We start from the raw sequence: 17,275 nt of genomic DNA, 5'->3' as shown, positions 1-17,275 counted from the left end.
GGTGGTCCTCACATGTGGGGCGGAGGAGCCAGCGTGAAGTCTTCCGGCACACTCGGCGCGGTGGTGCGCCAGCCACGGGCGACGGCGGTGTCGGCGAGGCGTGGGGAGCCGAAGTACCCGAAGGCGGCCGGTGCGTTGGGTATGAGGCCGGAGACGAGGACCCGGGCGACACGCAACGGCGTTTCGGCCACGTCCTCGGTGGTGAGGTCGAACGTCATGACGCGGTGACCGCCGTCGTGGAGTGCGCGCTCCAGCCGGTCCCGGCTGCCGGGCTCGACGGCGTCGACGGGTACGGTCCCGTGCGCGGGCTCGGTGAACCGGCGGGCCTCGGGCGCCATCCGTTCGTCCAGCCAGACCTGGACGTGCGCGCCCAAGTCCCGTACGTGGGCGAAGTCTTCGCCGCATGAATCGAGGTAGCGGCGGTCCTCGCGGTGGTCGAGGTAGAGCCCGCGGGCGAGCAGTCCCGCCTCGACGGCCTGGAACACCCAGCCGTCGGGATCGGCGAGGCCCCGCGTGAAGACCCAGGTGTGGACGGCCTCCAGCACGGCCTTGCGGGCGGCCTCGGCCGGGTCGTACTTGCAGGCGAAACCGGCGGCGTAGAGCCCGAACCGTGGGTCGCGGACGAGCGCGGCCATGCAGGGGGCGAACTCCGAGGGCATCTCGGCGAGATGGACGTCGAGCCCGGACCCGGCGAGGTCGTCGGCGAGGCCGGGCACGCTCGCCGGATCGATGCCACGGGTCGGGCCGTCGAGGTGCCACCACAGTTCGAGGGCGTCGCGTTCGACGATCTCCAGCAGGCCACGCTCGACCGCGTCGTCGAAGCCCTGCCCGGTGGCGATGCCCGCGTAGTTGAGGTGGTGGGTGCGGGGCAGCGAACGCAGGTCGCCCTGGCGCCAGTTGAGATGGGTGAGAGCGACGGGCGCCCACACTTCGGCCCTCTCCCCGCCGGGCAGTCGTTCCTCGCCGCGCGTCCACAGGGAGGGGGTGTCGGGGGTGAGGGGGTGGTAGGGGAACTTCTCGCGGGCGTACTGCCAGTCGGCGTAGGCGGGCAACTCGTCGGGGCCGTACAGCCGCAGACCCTTGCCCACCAGTTCGGCGGCTGTGGCGCGCAGGGGGGCGTCGGGGTGGCCGGGCGGGGGCACGCGGTTGCCGCAGTAGCGCTCGATTCCCTCGGCTATCGCGGCGATCCGGGCGGCCTCGGGGTCGCCGAAGGTGGTACCGAGCGACACCCGGTCGGCCGGCCACAGGCCGAGCTTGCGGGCATCGGCGATCTCGGCGGTGAGCGCGGTGTAGCGGGGTGGGGTGCCCGGCGGGTGCTCGACGGGCTTGACCGAGCGGACGACGCCGCACACGGGGTCGACCAGGGCTTCCAGTGGCAGCGCCGTCATCGCAGGATCTCCTGTACGGGATCGGTGGGGGTGGGGCGGGAGCGGAGCGCGGGCAGGCGGAGCGCCACGTGCCCGGGGTGGACCTCGCGCCGGGAGGCGAGGAGCCGGGTCGCCGTGACCGGGTCGTCGCCGGTGTGGGGGTTGCGGGCGTGCGCGGGGAAGTGGTGTCCGGCGATCTCCAGACGGAGCCGGGTGCCCGCGGGCAGCCGCCGTGCGAGCGGACCGAGCCCCACGGTGAACTCGGCGGCCCTTCCCGGGGGGTCCGCGCGTCGGACGATTCCGACGGCAAGCCGCTCGGCCACGCCTTCGGAGGTGACCGCGACGAGCCGTGCCGCCCAGTCCGCGGACCGGGTGTCGGCGGTCGCACGCATCCGGACCTCAGCGGAGCCGATGACGTCCAGTGGGCGCGGCAGCGGCGGGGTGACGAACAGGCAGCGGTCGGGCGTGCCGTCTGTGGGGACGGTCAACTCCTCGGAGGAGACGGGCTGTTCGGGGTCTGCCGTGAAGGAGGCCCCGTGCAGCAGCCGTAAGTTCTGTGGGTGCGGCTCACCCTGTGTCTCGACGGGCACCCACAGGGGGCTGCCGCCTAGCCCGACCGCGCCCCCGCGTCCGGACGTGAGGCCTCCGGTGAGGGCCAGCCGGGCCCAGCGCGCGTAGAGCTCGCCGAGGCTCACCCGGTGCGCGGGGTGGGCGTCGGTGCCGGGCGCGGCGACGAGGCCGTGCCCCCAGGGACCCAGCAGCAGGCGTGAGGAGCCGCCCCAGCGGCGCCACAGGCCGACGGTGTCGTCGGTGAAGTGGTCGTGGTGGCCGCCCACCGCGAGCAGGGGCATCCCGGCGCGCTCGGCCCGTGCCGCGAGCAGGTCGCGCTCGCGGTGCCGCCACAGGCCCCGCCAGGAGGGCAGGCTTCGGCCGAGCCGGGCAGGGAGGTCGGTCAGCGGCAGGTGGGCCAGCAGGCCGGGGTCTTCGGTGAGAGCGTCCGCCAGGGCGTCCTCGTCGGAGTCGCGCCGGTCGCCGTGGGCGGCCCACCATCCCGCGCGGGCGGACAGCCGTTCCACGCCCGAGGGTTCACGAGCCGTCTCGGCGAGGCCGAGTGCGGGCACGGCGGCGATGACGGCGTCGGGGCGGGCGTCCTCGGGTGCGTCGAGCGCGAGGGCGACGGCGCAGTGAGCGGCGTAGGAGGCCCCGACCGCCACGACGCGCCCGTCGCTCCAGGGCTGCCGGCGGATCCAGCGAGCCGCCTGCGCCCCGTCGGCGACCTCGTTCTCGTACGGGTGCCACTCCCCCGGCGACGCGTGTCGGCCGCGTACGTCCTGAACGAGGGCGGCGAACCCGCGTTGGGCCCAGCCTCGCAGTTCGGCGCGGTGCCGACGCCGGTCGTAGGGCGTGCGGATCAGGACGGCCGAGAAAGCGCCGTCACCGTCCGGGAGTTGGACGTCGGTGGCGAGGCCCTCGACGGCTTCGGTGAACGACGTCATCCGGCCTTCCCCGGCATCGGGGCGACGTCGGGGACGGGCAGGACGGGGTGCTCGGTGACGGTCAGCGTGCGCAGATCGACGCGCCGGAGCCGACGGCGCGCGGGCAGCCCGCCGGGGTGGGGGGCGTCGGTGGCCCACCGGATGAGGTCGTCGGCGAGCAGGGCGGCGAGCAGCCCGGCTGCGGGCACGGTGAACTGCACGGGCGCGCCGGACGTGCGGGGTCCGCTCCAGTAGGCGGCCAGCTCGCGGTGGGCCGGCGTGGCGGCGAGCCTGCGGGCCCGGACATGAGCCGAGGTGACGTCCCCCGGAGCGGCCGCGAGGGGTTCGACGCAGACCTGCCAGCCCTCACGGTGACAGCGCAGCCAGGCGACGCCACGCTCGGGCAGCCGGTCGGCGGCGTCCCACAACCCCTCGGGAACGGGACCGTCGAGACACCACACGACGGCGGCGGGCACCGCGTCGGCCGGGGCGCCGGATGCGGCCTGATCCGCACGGCCCAGGTCGTCGGGTGCCAGGGAAGCCTCCTCCGCCGGGCGACCGGACGTCGCAGGCGCCGCGTCGGCGAGGCCGGCCACGGAAGTGACGCCGGTCAAGCCGTCCGCCACGGAAGTCACGCCTGTCAGATCGTCGGGTTCCGCCGACCGCGGCTCCGCACCCGAGGCACGCAGGAGCGCGGCCAGCGGCTCGGTCAGCGCGGGGGCGCCCAGCAACAGGATGTCCCGGCGCTCGTCGGGCCATGGGGCGCGGCGCGGGACGTCCGCCATGTATCCGGCGCCGTCGAAGGCCCGGAGGAGTCGGTCGAGTTCGGCGTCCGGCTCGCCGGTGGACCGGCCGGACAGCCGGGAGAGCAGAGCGCCGTCGTCCGCGTCGCCCGTCCGTACGCTGAGGAACTCCCCGTCGGCCGTGCGGACGGCGAGCCCCCGCCCGGGTACGGCGACGATCTCGACACCGGATGCGAGCTGGCTGCGGGACACGTCGGTTCTCCTGTGGGAAGGGGGGCCTGAGTGGGCGTGGGCCCGCCCGCACGGTGACGGGCGGGCCCACGGTCGAGCTGCTTGACCCGCGTTTACTCCTCGGTGTCGTCGAAGGGGTTCTCGACGAGCGCGTTGGAGTGGGTGGCCGAGGCGTGAGCCAGCTGGCCCGGGTCGGCGATCGGCGCGAAGACCTGCTCGTTGTCCATGAACTCTCCTTCATCGCGAGGGAAGTACGGCGTTCCTTGAACGCCACATGACAACCTACTGAATATGATTTTCATATTCTAGTCCTGTGAGGGGGTGATCTGGGTAACACACCGGCCAGCCGCCCTCGGGGTCCCGGCCGACCCGTCCCGCCACCTTGAGCACATCCGCGAGCAGCCCGGGGGTGACGACCTCTTTCGGGGTCCCGTCGGCCACCACGCGGCCGTCCCGCAGGGCGACGATCCGCTCGGCGAACCGGGCCGCGTGGGCCAGGTCGTGCAGCACCATCACGACGGTCAGACCGCGCTCCTCGCGCAGCCGCACCACGGTCCGCAGCACATCGAGTTGATGGTGCAGGTCCAGGTACGTGGTCGGCTCGTCGAGCAGCAGGACGCGGGTGTCCTGCGCGAGCGCCATCGCGAGCCGGACCCGCTGCCGCTCGCCCCCCGACAGCGCGTCCACGTCCCGGTCGGCCCACCGCTCCACGCCGACGTCGCGCAGCGCACGCCGCACGACCGGGTCGTCGCCTTCGCGCAGCATGCCGAGAGGGCCGCGTGCCGCGTACCGCCCCTGCCTGACGAGGTGCCGGACGGTCATACCGGGGACTGCCGGGGCCGACTGGTGCAGCAGCGCGACCCGTCGGGCGGTGGCACGCCGGGAAAGCCCCGCGAGGTCGTCGCCCCCGAGCAGGACGCGCCCCTCGTCCGGCCGCAGCAGGCCGGCGGCCAGCCGCAACAGGGTCGACTTGCCACAGCCGTTGAGGCCGATGAGGGCGGTCAACTCGCCCGGTTCGACGGTCAAGTCGACGCCGCGCAGCACGGGGCGGCCGGGGTAGCCGAAGCGGACTCCCTCGGCGCGGATACCCAGGGGTTCGGTCATGTTCTGTCCTTCGTCGACATCAGAACGTCCGGCCGGGCGCCCGGCGTACGACGACCAGCAGCAGCACGGCCCCGAGGCAGGTGGTGAGCGCCCCGACCGGCAGCGTGAGCCGTCCACTGTCCAGTACGACGGCCAGCAGCCGCGAGGACAGTTGCGCCGCCGCGTCCGCCCCGCACACCACGGCCGCCCCCACGAGGGCGGCGCCGGGCAGCGTCAGCCGCAGGTCCGCACCGAACAGGGCGAACGCGAGGTGCGGCACCAGCAGCCCGACGAAACCCAGCGCCCCGACGGCAGCTACGGCACCCGCAGTCAGTGCCACGGCGCACAACAGGGCGAGGCTCCGGGCACGCGCGGCGGACAGCCCGGCCGCACCGGCGATGTCGTCACCGCAGCGCAGCAGGGTCAGCGGTCCCGCCAGCAGCCACGCAAGCACACCCCAGGCCAACGCCCACGGCCACAACAGGTGCCAGTGCTGCCACACCCGGCCCTCCGTCGTGCCGACGAGCCACTGGACGACACTGCCGAGCTCTCCCGGCGCGACCAGCAGCACCATGGCGGTGAGCCCGCCGAGCACCGCCGACACCAGCACCCCGTAGACAGCGGTCTGCGCGGGATCGCCCCCGCCACGGCCGGCGAGCAGCCACAGGAGCGCGGCACCGGCGAACCCGCCCAGACACGCGGCTGCGACGACCGCGAGGGGCGATTCCCAGCCCGCCAGTCCGAGACCGGTCGCGGTGACCGCCCCGAGCACCGCGCCCGGGGTCACGCCGGTGACCTCGGGGCCGGCGAGCGGGTTGCGCAGCGCGGACTGCAGGACCAGGCCCGCCACGCCGAGGCACGCCCCCGCACCGAGGGCCACCAACAGCCGAGGCAGACGGAGTTGGAGCAGGATGTGCCGCTCCGTCGCGTCACCACCCCCGCCGAGGACCTCCCGGACCACGGCCGGGGACATACCGCGCCCGGCCAGCAGTTCCGCGCAGGCGCACACGACGAGGAGCACGGCAAGCGCCCCGAATCGCCGACTCACTTGGTCTCCTCCGATGTGGTTGCCCCATCGGCCGGGAGACGGGTGCCGGAGGGACCGGCGCCTTCGGACATCTCTCCATGGCCGCGGCGTCCTGGCCGTTGAGAGGGTTCCACCCCCGATGGCTCGATGTATGCGGCTTCAAATCCGGCCTCCGGCTGCTCCGAGCGCTCGGCCTCGGAGCCCGCCGCCGACTGGGGAATCCTCGGTCTCCGCTTTCCCGACCGGAGCAGAGCGACACCGACGGGCACACCGAACAGGGAGGTCCAGGCACCGACGGGTGTCTCCACGGGTGCCAGCGCCAGCCGGGCCGGCACATCGGCGACGGTCACCACGACGGCGCCCCACGCAGCCGCCCAGGGGAGCCAACGCACCGCGTCCGCCGACGGGTTGAGCCGCCGCGCCAGATGCGGGGCGAGGAACCCGACCCACGCCACCGGACCGCACACGGCGGTCACGGGTGCGATCAGCAGGACGGCGATGGCCAGCGCCGCGAACCGGGCACGGTGCACACGGACGCCCAACGCCTCGGCGTCCTCGTCCCCCAGCCGCAGCACCGAGAGCACCGGCGCGCACAGCACGAGCGCGGGCGCCGCGACGAGCAGCCAGGGCCACAGCCCGGTGACGTCGTCCCAGGTACGGGCGGAGAGCGAACCGAGCAGGTACCGGTAGATCAGCTGGAGGTCCAGCTGGTCGGCCATGACCATGAGCACGAGCAACGCGGCCTGCAGGGCGGCGGCGACCGCGGCCCCGGTGAGCAGTACGGCGGACGGGCTGCGTCCCAGTCCGGCGGCGAGCAGCGTGAGCCCGCCGCCGAGCGCGGCCCCGCCGATGGCCAGCACGGGCTGGGCGGCGGCCGGGATGGACACCGCCAGCACCAGGGGCGCGGCGACCCCGAGCGCGGCCCCGGAGGAGACGCCCAGCATCTCGGGGACGGCCAGCGGGTTGCGCAACGCTTCCTGCAGGACGAGCCCTGCCGCGCCCAGGCAGGCCCCGGCGATCAGCGCCAGCACCAGTCGGGGCACGCGCAGTTCGGTGACGACGATCCCGGCGAGTGTGCGGTCCCCGTCCAGCAGCGCACCGGGCAGGCGGTGCAGGGGGACGTAGGGCGTGCCCAGGCTCAGCATGCAAGCGGACGACGCGACCAACAGAGCGGTCACTGCGAGGAGTTGCCACGGCCTGCCGGGGCGCGGGAACCGTACGGACCGCCGCCCGTCCGAGGTCGCGTCACCGGCCGCGGTTTCTGTCGCGGTCGGTGCGGTCACCGCAGGGCGGCCGTGGCTTCGTCGAGGACGATGCCCAGCGAGCGGGTGCCCCGGCCCTTGGCCCACACCTCGGAGTTCACCTCGTGAACGTCCCCGTTCCGCACGGCCGGGATCTTCCCCCACAGCGGGTTCTTGGCCAGCTTCTCCGACAGCTTGCCGTCCGGCTCGCCGAAGCTGATCGTCTCGACGAACAGCACGTCCACGTCACGCGCAAGGATCTCTTCGAGGCTGTAACTGCCCTCCACTCCACGGGACTTCCAGGGGTAGTCCGCCAGCTTGGGGAAGAGTCCGGCGGCCACGTCCGTGCCCGGGGTGGCGACGCCGAAGTTCTCGTCGCTGCCGTAGATGACGAGCGCGGTCTTGTCGCTCTTGGTCCGCTCCGCGTCGGCGAGCTTGGCACGGAAGGTCTTCTCGGCCTTCTCGCCCTCGGCGGTGCGGCCGGTGAGCGCGGCGACGTCGCGCAGGTAACCGACGCTGTCCTGCCACTTCTCGGGCTGCATGGGCCAGAACGTAGTGGCGCCCTTCAGAGACGGCGCCAGCTTGCCGTGGGTGTCTTCGAGGCCGATCACGAGGTCGGGCTTGTGGGAGAGGATCGCCTCCACCTCGGGCGCGATGAAGCCGCCGGGGATGACGTCGACCTTCTTCGCCTTCTCCGCCCCGAGAAATCCGGGCTGGGCCAGGAGGGCGCTGTTCGTGGCCGTGGGGACGATGCCCAGTTCGGTCAGGATGTCGTCGCAGAGCGCGAACAGGCAGACGATGCGCTGCGGTTCCTGCTTCAAAGAGATCTTGACGCCGTTCACGTCGGTCAACTGACGTGTCGCGTTGATCGGTTCCACGGTGACGTCGGTCTTCGCGTCGGCCACCGCGTCCTTTTCACTCGTGGGTTCGGTGGACGCCCCGCACCCGACCAGAGCGGAACCCACGATCGCCGCGGTGATCCAGGTACGGACGAATCTCGACGGTGAGCCCAGCATCGATGCCCTCGCTTCTTCTCATAATCCCGGAACGCATCGAAGATACACGACGATAATCGTTTTCATTAGATGGTCTCTCAGAAGGGTTCTCGATGAACGCCGACCCACTGCTGCTGGTCTCCGACCACATAGGCGGATCCGTCCATGTGCTGACCGTCCCGGACGGCGTGGAGACACATCGCCTCACCGGCCGCCACCTCTCCGAACACGCCGGTTTCCTGGCGCTGCCTGGCGGCAGAGCGGCCTGCGTCGACGACCGCAGGGGCGAGCTGCTGGTACTCGACCCGTTCGGCACCGAGCTGGTGGAGGCCGCAGTCCCGGTCGCCGTGCCGGCCGAGCACCTCGCCTGCGACCCGTCAGGGCGGTGGGTGGCCGTCACCACGGGCCTGGGGGAGAACGGCAGTCCATGGTCCGACCTGCTGACGGTCGTCGACCTGGCCACGGGAGACGCCACGCGGGTGCGCACCCGCGTGGGCGAGCCGGGCGTGACGGTCATGGGCAGCGGCGACCCTCTGGTCGTCCTGCGACACCGGGAACCCGGCGCACTCGCCGTCCACCGGTTCGCCGACCTGCTCGGCTCACAGCCCGGCTGCCCGCCGGTCACGCCCCACGCACACCTCGCCCTGCCGGACGACGGGCACGGCGACGCCCAAGCCCCTTGCCTCGGCCACGTCTTCGCCGCTACGGGAGAGGGCGTGCACCGGGCGCGCCGCGAGGGTGACGCACTCGTTCCGGAGCCGACGATCCCGTGGGGTTCGCCCGCCAGAGGCTGGTACCTGCGGCTCGCTCCCCGGCGACGGGCGCTGTGGTCAACCCTGCGGGGCGGCCCCGCGGACCCGCTGCGCTGGCCGGAGTGGACGAACCAGGCGTGGCGCCATGATCTGGAAACGGATCGCACGACCCTGACGAACCTCGGCCCGGGACTGGTCTTCCGGCTGGCCCTCGCCAAGGACCACACCGCGTTCACCCGCATCCACCCGGACGGCGACGAACTGGTCCTGCTGGACGACGACAACACCGTACGTCGTGTCCCTCTCCCCGCCATGGACGGGGCTCCCCATCGCGGAGGCACACCCTGGGAGGGCGTCCAACGCCGTGCGGTGGCCGCCTCGCCAGGTGCCGACTGGGTCGCCGTCACCCGCGGCGGCCACGGCGAAGTCCACGTCTTCGACGCTCGAACCACCTCTGAGGCAACCCGCTTGAAGCTGGACACGCCCCTGCACCACGGCGGCCACGTGATGCTGCGCACGCAGGACGACGGTGCCGAGGGGGACCCGGCAGGGAGGTGATCCCACCACGATGCGGCCGGACTGCCCGGCCGGAGGGCCGCGGCGCGGAGGTGACCGTGCCCCAACGGACGGTCGAACACGGACCGCATGAGGCGCCGACCGCATCGCCCGCGCCAGCGCAGCCGATCTCACGACGAAGCCGCACCGGAGCGCTCCGGTGCGGCTTCGTCGTCTCACGGCTCCGCGCAGAGGTCCCATCAGGATGGTTTCGGCGGGGCTTCGCCGTATCACCCGCTATCACAGCCAGCGAAGACCGCGTCGACGGCGGCGCTGCCGCGCGCACCCGCGCGGGGCAGGAAGTGCGCGTACTTCCGGAGCGTGAACCCGGGGTCCGAGTGACCGAGCCATCGGGCCAGGGACACAATGGAGTTTCCCCGTGATGTTGGACACTCGATGCTTACGCCGCGAGGGCGTGTCCTTGCTCGTGTCGCTGTCGGATCTCCAGCGGGGTGAGGTGGCCCCAGACCGGATGCTTCCGCAGTCGGCGTCGGTTGTAGAAGGTCTCGATGAAGGCGAAGATCTCCGCTCGGGCACTCGCCCTGTCCGGCCAGCAGCGGGTGCCGATCTCTTCCTTCAGAAGTGCGAAGAACGACTCGGCGGCGGCGTTGATGCCCCTATGGCTTGGCGATGGTGTTCACCGAGACCCGCCAGCCCTGCCTCACCAGCCTGATCCAGATCTTCGGTGAGCCGTAGGTACCGCCGGAGGTGTCGGACTCCTCCTTCACCGCTTCGATCAGGTGCTGTCTGCGCAGCTCACGGCGGGTGGGCTGGCGGGTGCGGTGTTTGTAGAACCATGACTCGCTCACGCCCAGGGCGCGGCAGGAGACGGGGTGCGAAATGCCGTGCTCGGTCCTGAAGTCGCTGATCACCCCGACGACAGACGCCGGGTCCGCCACGGCTACTTCACCCACAGGACCATGCAGCGTTTGAGGACATCACGCTCCATGACCAATCCTTGTTGTCCCGCTTGAGCTGGGCGTTCTCCCGCCGCAACCGCTCCAGCTCGTCGCTCCCGCCGACCGGTGCGGTCCCTGCCCGGCGGGCGCGGGAGACCCAGCTCGCCAGGGTGGTCTCGTTGATCCCGAGTCCTCGGCGACCTCGGCGATCGTCTTGCCGATCTCCGTGACGATCCGTACGGCCCCCTCACGGAACTCCGGATCGAACTTCCGTCGCTTCTCCGCCATGACTCCCAACTTCCCCTGCAGTCACCGTCTTCACGCTACGAGGGGAGGGACACCTTCACGACCCTCCATTGATCACTGTTGTTTTTCAGCGCCTTGTGCAACGCACGTGCAAGATGACCTTGGATGGTTGGCGAGACGTCAGATATGTCTGAGCATCCGTCAGACTTCACGGAGCGTTGTCACCGAAGTGGCCTCGCGGCGTCCGATGACGGTCGTGTCACGCCGACCGCGTCTGGTTTACCACCGACACCCGCGTCGAATGCGGCGAACCGGCTCGTAACGCCGTGCCGCAGGTAGTCGTGGGTTGCGGCGCTCGGGCATCCCCGGCAGCACGGGCTGCGACCGGTCCAGGGCCTGCACCTGGGACTTCTCTATGTGAATCCCCCGTGTTCCCCGTGAAGGGTGCGAAGCGCGCCACATCCCAGGAGACAGCCGCAGCTCCCAGCGAGGTTCCCGACGCGTCCCCGCACCACAGCGAGGAGGCCGCGGAAAGCTGGTGGTGCGGTTGCGGTGCGCGCCTGGCCAGTCCACGAAAGAGAGGAACCCCAGCCGACGCACGGCTGGGGTTCCTCGAAACGGTGAGTATCGGTCAGCGGGTGGAGTCGCCCACGCCGTAAACCGCTCGGCTACGCGTCGGCGGACCGCACCGCATCGCGATCACTGTGGATCGGGCGGGTCAGCGCTGCAGGGTGAGCAGGCCCGGCCGGTACGGCAGTTTCAGGTAGTCGGGATCGTTCGCGTTGGGGTCCCTGCCCTGGTAGAGGAACTGCAGGTTGCAGGGGTCGATGGTCATGGTCTGGTCAGGGTTGTTACGGACCAGGTCACCGTGGCTGATGTCGTTGGTCCAGGTGGCTCCGCTGTTGGCCTTGCCCGCGAAGGGGCTGCTCTCGCTGCCGGCCTGCTCGGTCCACGGACCGTTCAGGCTGGAGGCGGTGAACGAGCGGAAGTAGCGCCCGTTCGAACCCTTTGCCTCGACGATCATGAGGTACTGGTTCTGGCCCTGGACCTTGTAGACCTCCACGGCCTCGAACAGTTTGTCCTCGGTGTCCTTCATGACCGTCGTGTACGACGAGCCGAAGCTGCTCGGGAAGTTCCCGATCGGCATGGTCGACTTGTAGATGCCGCCGAGGTCATCGGCGAAGAACAGGTACATGTTCTGGTCGTCGCCGATGATGGTCGGGTCGATCGGGCCGCCTACGGGGAGGCTGCCGGTGAACAGCGCCTGCGGCGCGGACCAGTCGTTGGGGTTGGTGGGGTTGCTGGACGTGCGGTAGGTGAAGGGCCAGTTGGTACCCCACCCGTTGGAGATCAGCACCCAGATGTTCTTGGGCGCGAAGTAGAACAGTCTGGGCGCCACCGCGAGGTCGCTCATCTGGGTCTGGCCGGCCGAGGCCATGTCGGACCAGTTCGTGAAGGGACTGACCATCATCGAGCGCCATCCCTGTGCCGTGGCGTTCGTCGCGTAGACCAGGTGCTTGCCGTTGTACGTCACGGTGGTGAAGTCCTTCAGCGAGTACCACCCGTTCGCCGGCTGCGCCAGCGGACCTGTCGAAGTCCACCGGTACGTCGACGGAAGAGAACACGAGTTGGTCGTGCCGGACAGGCCGGTCCACTTCTGGTTGTTGGCGCCGGTGCAGTTCCACAGCTGCACCGCCGTGCCGTTGGCCGTAGCTCCGCCCGACGCGTCCAGGCACAGCCCGGACTCCACGGCGACGACCGTGCCGTCGGCGTTCACCCGCCACTGCTGGTTCGAACCGCCGTTGCAGGACCAGATCACCGGCCGGGTCCCGGCCGTGGTGGCGTGACCCGGAACGTCCAGGCACTTGTTGCCGTACACGGTCAGCTGGTTGTTGTCCGTCAGCGTCCACTGCTGGTTGGTTCCGCCATGGCAGTCCCAGAGCTGCACGTTCGCACCCTCGGCCTGGCTGGCGCCCGACACATCGAGACACCGGCCCGAGGCGACCCCGCGCAGGGCGCCGCTGGTGGCCGCCTGAGCCGGGTTGGCGACGAGTATCGCCGCCAACGCGGTCAGAGCCGCAATCGCGGCGGTGAGCACCGCAGACGGGCGTCTGCGGCTGAAACTCAGTCTGTACATGAGGACCTCGTGATTCTTGCGTACGCGGCTCTGGCTGGCCCCGTCGGAGGCTGTGCGGCTCTCGGTGCGCCGCGACCTGGGCGCGTTCGTTATGTCGAACATGGGTCGAAATGTCGAGCAACTGGATGATGAGAGAAACCGGAGAATGGCGTCAATACCTCTCACAGAACTCGCGAGCCGGAAAAATCGGATGCTGAAACCGGGCGGCTGCAAATTCCGTGCCTGTGCGGCTCTTGGCGGGAAGGCAGACAGGAGGCGGGACAGGCTTGATGATCTTGCGGGGCCTGCGCCCCCGGCCAGGTCGAAGACCTGCGTCCCTGCCCCGGGAGCAGGCGTCATCCGGCGGTCAGAGTGGTCCACTTCTGGTTGGAGCCGCCGGTGCAGTCCCACAGATGGAGCTGCGTGCCGTCGGCCGTGGAGGCGCCCGGAACGTCGAGGCAGCGGCCGGAGGCGGGGTTGCGGTAGCCGCCGTTGTAGGGCTGCCAGACCTGGTTGGCGCCGCCGTGACAGGACCAGAGCTGCACCTTGGTTCCGTTCGCGGTGCCCCAGCCGGCGGCGTCGAGGCACTTGCCCATGGAGCGCAGGGTGCCGTCGGTGTAGGCGGACCACAGCTGGTTGGCACTGCCGCCGCAGCTCCACGTCTGGACGGCGGCCCCGTCGGCGGTGCTGGCGCCGTTGACGTCCATGCACTTGCCGGCGATGCCGGACTGCACACGGGCCGGGGCGGGGGCGGGGTTCTTCAGCCACCCGGCGCTGTCCGCGGCCTGGACGCCACGGTGGAGGGCGTCGGCCATCTTCCGGTAGCCCGAGTCGTTGGGATGCAGGGTGTCATCCAGGTCGGCCGTGGTCAGGCTGCTCATGTCGACGTAGGCAACCTTCTTGCCCGCGGCCTGCGCGTCGCTCACGATCCGGGGGATGGCCTGGTTGTACGCGGCCCTGTACTGCTCCTCCGAGCCGCTGGTCGACACGACCAGGGAGGCCACGAGGACGGTCGCGTCGGGGGCGGCCGCGGTGATCTGGTTGACCAGCGACCGCAGCCGGTCGGCGGCGGTGGAGACCTGATAGCTCTCGTTGAGGTCGTTGGTGCCCAGATGCAGCGTCACGACGTTGGGCCGGTAGCGGGTCAGGGAAGCGTCGGTGAGTGCGGCGACCTGGTGGATCTTGTATCCGGGGTGGCCCTCGTTGTCGGGGTCGGACATCGAACCGCTCCGCCCCGTGCCCACGAAGTCCAGCGGATGGCCGTCCGCCGCGAGCTCGTTCCACAACGGCCCCCGATAGCCGTTGCCCGTGCTGCTTCCCACACCCCAGGTGATCGAGTCGCCCAACGGCATGACCCGCAGGGGCGTGTCGGAGGCGGCTGAGGCAGGGGCCGCACCTGCCGCCGCCATCCCGAGCGCGGCGGTGACAAGCGTGATCAGGGGAAGAATCCAAGATCTTCTCATGCGGGCGTCCTCTTACTATGCGTGAGTGCCGAATCAGCGGGGATGACCGCCGTTCGTGTCAGCACCGCTGCCGTCGTGCCGTCCCGTCGGCGCCGACGGCCGCCTGACGTACTGACAGAACGGCGTGAGGGGGGTTTCTCGCACTGTGGCCGAACGCGGCCTCACCAGCACTTCCGTAGAGATATCACGCTGATCACCCTCTGGGACATCCCATGAATGAGAGAAATTTCTGAGAAGGGTGCCGCGGGAGTTGATTTGCGTCGATTCTTCCCGTTCTCATTGTCGCTACGGCCCGCGTGCTGCTCTCAACCTCTCCGGTACCGCAGGGCCCGGCAAAGTCGTTCTGTAGCCCTGTGACGTGGGATTTTGCGGGGTGGAAGAGGTGCGCGGGCGTGGTCCAGCCCGGTTGGACGGAGGTTCCTACGCCTTACGTCCGACCAGGGGTCACGCCCGAGCCATCCCATCGGCCCTTACTCCTGCGCCTGTTCGCACGTCTGGCCCGGATCATGAGCTCCTCGTCCAGCCGCTTGCCGGGAACCTGATCCGCGCCGTCGGCGCGGTGTCCGGCACCCGGTGGGTGCTCTGATCGCGGTGGCGGTGTGCGCGGTGGTGGCCGGAGCCCGGGGGTTCACCGCGATCGGGGAGTGGGCCCGGGACGCGGGAGGTGCCGCGCTGGAACGGCTGGGCCTGGAGTGGGGCGGGGTGGAGCGGGGTGGGGTGGGGTGGAGTGGGGTGGGGTGGGGTGGAGTGGGGTGGGGTGGGGTGGACGAATCAACGCTGCAGCGCCTGTTCGCCGCCTCGACGCGGACCGTCTCGATGCGGTACTGGGAGTCTGGCCCTGACCAGGACCGCACGTGTCGCGGGCGGCAGGGTGATCGCCGTCGACGACAAGACGGTCCGGGGAGCACGCGGCGGCGGCTCCGCGGCCCCGCACCTGGTCGCCGCCCTCGCGCACGGGTCCGGGGCGGTGCTCGGCCAGGTCTCGGTGAGCGAGAAGAGCAACGAGATCCCCGCCGCCCGGGACCTGCTTCAACTCCTCGACCTGGACGGCGTGGTCGTCACGATGGACGCACTGCACACCCAGCACGACACCCCGACCCTGGTGACCAGGGCCGGGGGAGACTACGTCCTGACCGTGAAGGCGAATCAGAAGTCGCTGTACGCGCAACTCAAGGCGCTCCCCTGGACTTCGATACCCGCCGTCACCAGGACGGACGGAGGACATGGACGCCGCGCCACTCGCACGATCAAAGTCGTCGACGTGCCGGCATGGGTCGGGTTCGCCGGGGCCGAGCAAGGCGCCCAACCGCGGCGCACCGTCACCCGCAAGGGACGACGGACCATCAAGATCGTCTACCTGTTCACCAACGCGGACGCCCGCAACGCGCCGCCCGCCGTTCTGGCCGCATGGACGCAGTCGCACTGGGAGATCGAGAACCGCCTGCACTGGGTCCGCGACGTACCTTCGACGAAGACCGCTCCCAGATCCGCACCGGCAACGCACCCCGCGTCATGGCGGGCCTGCGCAACACCGCGATCACACTGCTGCGCTTGGACGGACACGCGGTGGACAGGCAGGTCCTGCCGCCCAGGGGACGGACAGCCCAGGTCGGCGCCCACGCACTTCGCCTGATCTACGGCGGAGTGGTCCGCGACACGCCTGCTGCATCTCTGATCAGGGCAGCAGCGGGTGAGGAGTACGGCCGGGCCAAAGGCAGGGCACCGGCCACCGCCAGGACCGGCCGGGATCCGCGAGCCAAGGCACGCGCATCACCCGCGCCGTGCCGTTCCGGCGGACGGGGCGGGCCCATGGCCTCTGCGATGACGGCGAAGGGCGACTGCCCTTCGGTCCGGGCGACCGGCTGCAGATGGCCATGTGGTTACCCCCGTTCCATCCTGCGCTGAGGGTATCCGCGTCCGCGCGGAACTCATTCGTCGGCATCACGGAGCGTGCGCAGGATGCGCTCCAGGCAGCGGCGGTCCTCGGATGAGAGCGGTCCGGAGACGTGGCTACGGAGATGGGCGACGTGGGCGGTCAGGGCGCGGTCGAGCGCCTCGGCGCCCTTGTCGGTCAATGCGGCGAGTGCGGCTCGCCGGTCGGCAGGGTCGGGATCGCGGCGGATCAACCCCTCCTTCGCCATGCGGTCGGCGAGCCGGGTGAAACCGCCCGAGCTGAAGGACACGGCCTCCGCCAGCTCCGTCATGCGCAGCCGGTGCCCGGGGGTGCGCGCCAGTCGCAGCAGCACCTCGAACCAGGTGTCCGGGACTCCCAGGTCCCGGTGTACCAGGGGCCTGAGGCGAGCGAACGCCTCCACGAACAGGCCGTAGAGCGTCACGTCGTCGTCGTTCAGCAGTTGCTCGTTCACTCCACGAGGATGCCAGAAAGCCGAGAGCGGAAGAAGCTGCTGTTGCATTATCTGTACTGACAGATATATTGTCTGCGTCGGCAGGTACTTCTGGCTGTACGCCCCCCACAGATGTGGAGCCCGATCATGCGCAAGCGCACCCTCCCCGCATTCGGTGCCGCCGCCGCCACGGCCGGCGCCCTCACCCTCGGCCTGTCCCCGGCACCCGCTTCGGCCGACGCCACCCCCGCCTCCCACCGGCACCGCACCATCACCATCGAGGCCGTCGAGAAGGGCACCGCGATCAACATGGTCGACGTCGCCCCACCCGACTCCGCCCTCGGAGACCAACTGATCGGAACCGGCGACCTCACCGGCCGCGACGGCCGCAAGCTCGGCACCAGCAGCTTCGTCGGCATCTCCACCGACACCAAGCCGCGCACCGCCGAACTGCTGACCTTCGTCTACGAACTGCCCGGCGGCAAGATCACCACAGCCGGCACAGCCAAGCTCTCCGCCACCGGACCCGTCTTCGACGAACGGTTCGCCATCACAGGCGGCACCGGCAAGTACCAAAACGCCTCCGGCGAGGTGCGCGTCCTGCAAGAGACGGTGGAACAGGCGAAGCTCACCTTCGAGATCCAGCACTGACCACAGCACTGACCACACCCACACAAACGAAACAAGCACGACCGGAGCAACCTGTGAAGATCCTCCTGATCGGCGCCACCGGCATG

General features: G+C 70.7%; 17 protein-coding genes and 2 pseudogenes. 4 read left to right on the top strand and 15 right to left on the bottom strand.

The features are described from left to right. Window positions 1–8: 8 nt before the first annotated feature. The 8 genes from ACFY9I_RS22530 to ACFY9I_RS22495 all read right to left on the bottom strand — a co-directional run bounded on the left by ACFY9I_RS22530 (window position 9) and on the right by ACFY9I_RS22495 (window position 8,183). On the bottom strand, window positions 9–1,388 hold the full coding sequence (locus tag ACFY9I_RS22530) for a YcaO-like family protein (RefSeq protein WP_391004293.1): 1,380 nt from the start codon (window positions 1,386–1,388) through the stop codon (window positions 9–11). Next, a complete protein-coding gene (locus ACFY9I_RS22525) occupies window positions 1,385–2,863 on the bottom strand; it encodes a CocE/NonD family hydrolase (protein WP_391004291.1) in 1,479 nt (492 codons plus the stop codon). Before ACFY9I_RS22525 ends, ACFY9I_RS22530 begins: the two co-directional genes overlap by 4 nt. Continuing rightward, the gene (locus ACFY9I_RS22520; RefSeq protein WP_391004290.1) at window positions 2,860–3,837 is read right to left on the bottom strand and encodes a hypothetical protein; all 978 of its coding nucleotides are present in this window, start codon (window positions 3,835–3,837) and stop codon (window positions 2,860–2,862) included. The genes ACFY9I_RS22525 and ACFY9I_RS22520 overlap by 4 nt, the downstream gene beginning before the upstream one ends. A 92-nt stretch (window positions 3,838–3,929) precedes the next feature. Continuing rightward, window positions 3,930–4,043: a streptamidine family RiPP gene (gene amiA / locus ACFY9I_RS22515; protein ID WP_383886003.1), complete on the bottom strand. Its 114-nt coding sequence runs from the start codon at window positions 4,041–4,043 to the stop codon at window positions 3,930–3,932. A 55-nt stretch (window positions 4,044–4,098) separates the two neighbouring features. Then, entirely contained in the window at window positions 4,099–4,920 is an 822-nt protein-coding gene (locus ACFY9I_RS22510; protein ID WP_391004288.1) for an ATP-binding cassette domain-containing protein, read from the bottom strand. Between the two features lie 19 nt (window positions 4,921–4,939). Beyond that, complete coding sequence (locus ACFY9I_RS22505) at window positions 4,940–5,947, bottom strand: iron chelate uptake ABC transporter family permease subunit (RefSeq protein ID WP_391004286.1); 1,008 nt, start codon at window positions 5,945–5,947, stop codon at window positions 4,940–4,942. After that, complete coding sequence (locus ACFY9I_RS22500) at window positions 5,944–7,071, bottom strand: iron chelate uptake ABC transporter family permease subunit (RefSeq protein WP_391004284.1); 1,128 nt, start codon at window positions 7,069–7,071, stop codon at window positions 5,944–5,946. The genes ACFY9I_RS22505 and ACFY9I_RS22500 overlap by 4 nt, the downstream gene beginning before the upstream one ends. 134 nt (window positions 7,072–7,205) lie before the next feature. Beyond that, window positions 7,206–8,183, bottom strand: a complete 978-nt coding sequence (locus tag ACFY9I_RS22495; RefSeq protein WP_391004283.1) for an ABC transporter substrate-binding protein — start codon at window positions 8,181–8,183, stop codon at window positions 7,206–7,208. Window positions 8,184–8,275: 92 nt separating this feature from the next. Here ACFY9I_RS22495 and ACFY9I_RS22490 point away from each other — a divergent pair, with 92 nt between their 5' ends. Continuing rightward, the gene (locus tag ACFY9I_RS22490; protein WP_391004281.1) at window positions 8,276–9,472 is read left to right on the top strand and encodes a hypothetical protein; all 1,197 of its coding nucleotides are present in this window, start codon (window positions 8,276–8,278) and stop codon (window positions 9,470–9,472) included. 397 nt (window positions 9,473–9,869) lie between these two features. On the opposite strand, the gene ACFY9I_RS22485 is transcribed toward ACFY9I_RS22490, so the two are convergent. From ACFY9I_RS22485 to ACFY9I_RS22460, 6 genes and pseudogenes are all read right to left on the bottom strand, one after another. Further along, on the bottom strand, window positions 9,870–10,082 hold the full coding sequence (locus tag ACFY9I_RS22485) for an IS3 family transposase (protein WP_391004757.1): 213 nt from the start codon (window positions 10,080–10,082) through the stop codon (window positions 9,870–9,872). A 4-nt stretch (window positions 10,083–10,086) separates the two neighbouring features. After that, a complete protein-coding gene (locus ACFY9I_RS22480; protein WP_391004280.1) occupies window positions 10,087–10,383 on the bottom strand; it encodes an IS3 family transposase in 297 nt (98 codons plus the stop codon). A gap of 24 nt (window positions 10,384–10,407) precedes the next feature. Continuing rightward, on the bottom strand, window positions 10,408–10,656 hold the full coding sequence (locus ACFY9I_RS22475) for a transposase (protein WP_391004279.1): 249 nt from the start codon (window positions 10,654–10,656) through the stop codon (window positions 10,408–10,410). A 242-nt stretch (window positions 10,657–10,898) separates the two neighbouring features. Further along, a pseudogene (locus tag ACFY9I_RS22470) lies at window positions 10,899–11,028 on the bottom strand (IS630 family transposase); the annotation flags it as partial. A gap of 304 nt (window positions 11,029–11,332) precedes the next feature. Next, entirely contained in the window at window positions 11,333–12,751 is a 1,419-nt protein-coding gene (locus tag ACFY9I_RS22465; RefSeq protein ID WP_391004755.1) for a non-reducing end alpha-L-arabinofuranosidase family hydrolase, read from the bottom strand. Between the two features lie 335 nt (window positions 12,752–13,086). After that, window positions 13,087–14,193 carry a ricin-type beta-trefoil lectin domain protein gene (locus ACFY9I_RS22460; protein WP_391004278.1) on the bottom strand — a complete coding sequence of 369 codons (1,107 nt, stop codon included), beginning with the start codon at window positions 14,191–14,193 and terminating at the stop codon, window positions 13,087–13,089. Between the two features lie 549 nt (window positions 14,194–14,742). Between ACFY9I_RS22460 and ACFY9I_RS22455 the strand changes: the two are divergent. Beyond that, window positions 14,743–14,865, top strand: a pseudogene (locus ACFY9I_RS22455) (transposase family protein); the annotation flags it as partial. 199 nt (window positions 14,866–15,064) lie between these two features. Then, the gene (locus ACFY9I_RS22450) at window positions 15,065–15,826 is read left to right on the top strand and encodes an ISAs1 family transposase (protein ID WP_391004277.1); all 762 of its coding nucleotides are present in this window, start codon (window positions 15,065–15,067) and stop codon (window positions 15,824–15,826) included. Between the two features lie 295 nt (window positions 15,827–16,121). Here the strand turns inward: ACFY9I_RS22450 and ACFY9I_RS22445 are convergent, their stop codons facing one another. After that, a complete protein-coding gene (locus tag ACFY9I_RS22445; RefSeq protein ID WP_391004276.1) occupies window positions 16,122–16,559 on the bottom strand; it encodes a MarR family transcriptional regulator in 438 nt (145 codons plus the stop codon). A gap of 126 nt (window positions 16,560–16,685) precedes the next feature. Here ACFY9I_RS22445 and ACFY9I_RS22440 point away from each other — a divergent pair, with 126 nt between their 5' ends. Then, the gene (locus tag ACFY9I_RS22440) at window positions 16,686–17,189 is read left to right on the top strand and encodes a hypothetical protein (RefSeq protein ID WP_391004274.1); all 504 of its coding nucleotides are present in this window, start codon (window positions 16,686–16,688) and stop codon (window positions 17,187–17,189) included. Window positions 17,190–17,275: the final 86 nt, after the last annotated feature.

It is taken from the genome of Streptomyces sp. NPDC012510 (assembly GCF_042955065.1).
Taxonomy (GTDB): Bacteria; Actinomycetota; Actinomycetes; order Streptomycetales; family Streptomycetaceae; genus Streptomyces.
The sequence above is the reverse complement of the archived record's forward strand: the minus strand, read 5'-3'. Positions and strand labels throughout refer to the sequence as shown.

Bases quoted from the DNA above. Each gene is read 5' to 3' on its own strand.
- ACFY9I_RS22530 (WP_391004293.1), bottom strand. From the start codon at position 1,388: ATGACGGCGCTGCCACTGGAAGCCCTGGTCGACCCCGTGTGCGGCGTC.
- ACFY9I_RS22525 (WP_391004291.1), bottom strand. From the start codon at position 2,863: ATGACGTCGTTCACCGAAGCCGTCGAGGGCCTCGCCACCGACGTCCAA.
- amiA (WP_383886003.1), bottom strand. From the start codon at position 4,043: ATGGACAACGAGCAGGTCTTCGCGCCGATCGCCGACCCGGGCCAGCTG.
- ACFY9I_RS22510 (WP_391004288.1), bottom strand. From the start codon at position 4,920: ATGACCGAACCCCTGGGTATCCGCGCCGAGGGAGTCCGCTTCGGCTAC.
- ACFY9I_RS22500 (WP_391004284.1), bottom strand. From the start codon at position 7,071: ATGCTGAGCCTGGGCACGCCCTACGTCCCCCTGCACCGCCTGCCCGGT.
- ACFY9I_RS22495 (WP_391004283.1), bottom strand. From the start codon at position 8,183: ATGCTGGGCTCACCGTCGAGATTCGTCCGTACCTGGATCACCGCGGCG.
- ACFY9I_RS22490 (WP_391004281.1), top strand. From the start codon at position 8,276: ATGAACGCCGACCCACTGCTGCTGGTCTCCGACCACATAGGCGGATCC.
- ACFY9I_RS22475 (WP_391004279.1), bottom strand. From the start codon at position 10,656: ATGGCGGAGAAGCGACGGAAGTTCGATCCGGAGTTCCGTGAGGGGGCC.
- ACFY9I_RS22465 (WP_391004755.1), bottom strand. From the start codon at position 12,751: ATGTACAGACTGAGTTTCAGCCGCAGACGCCCGTCTGCGGTGCTCACC.
- ACFY9I_RS22460 (WP_391004278.1), bottom strand. From the start codon at position 14,193: ATGAGAAGATCTTGGATTCTTCCCCTGATCACGCTTGTCACCGCCGCG.
- ACFY9I_RS22440 (WP_391004274.1), top strand. From the start codon at position 16,686: ATGCGCAAGCGCACCCTCCCCGCATTCGGTGCCGCCGCCGCCACGGCC.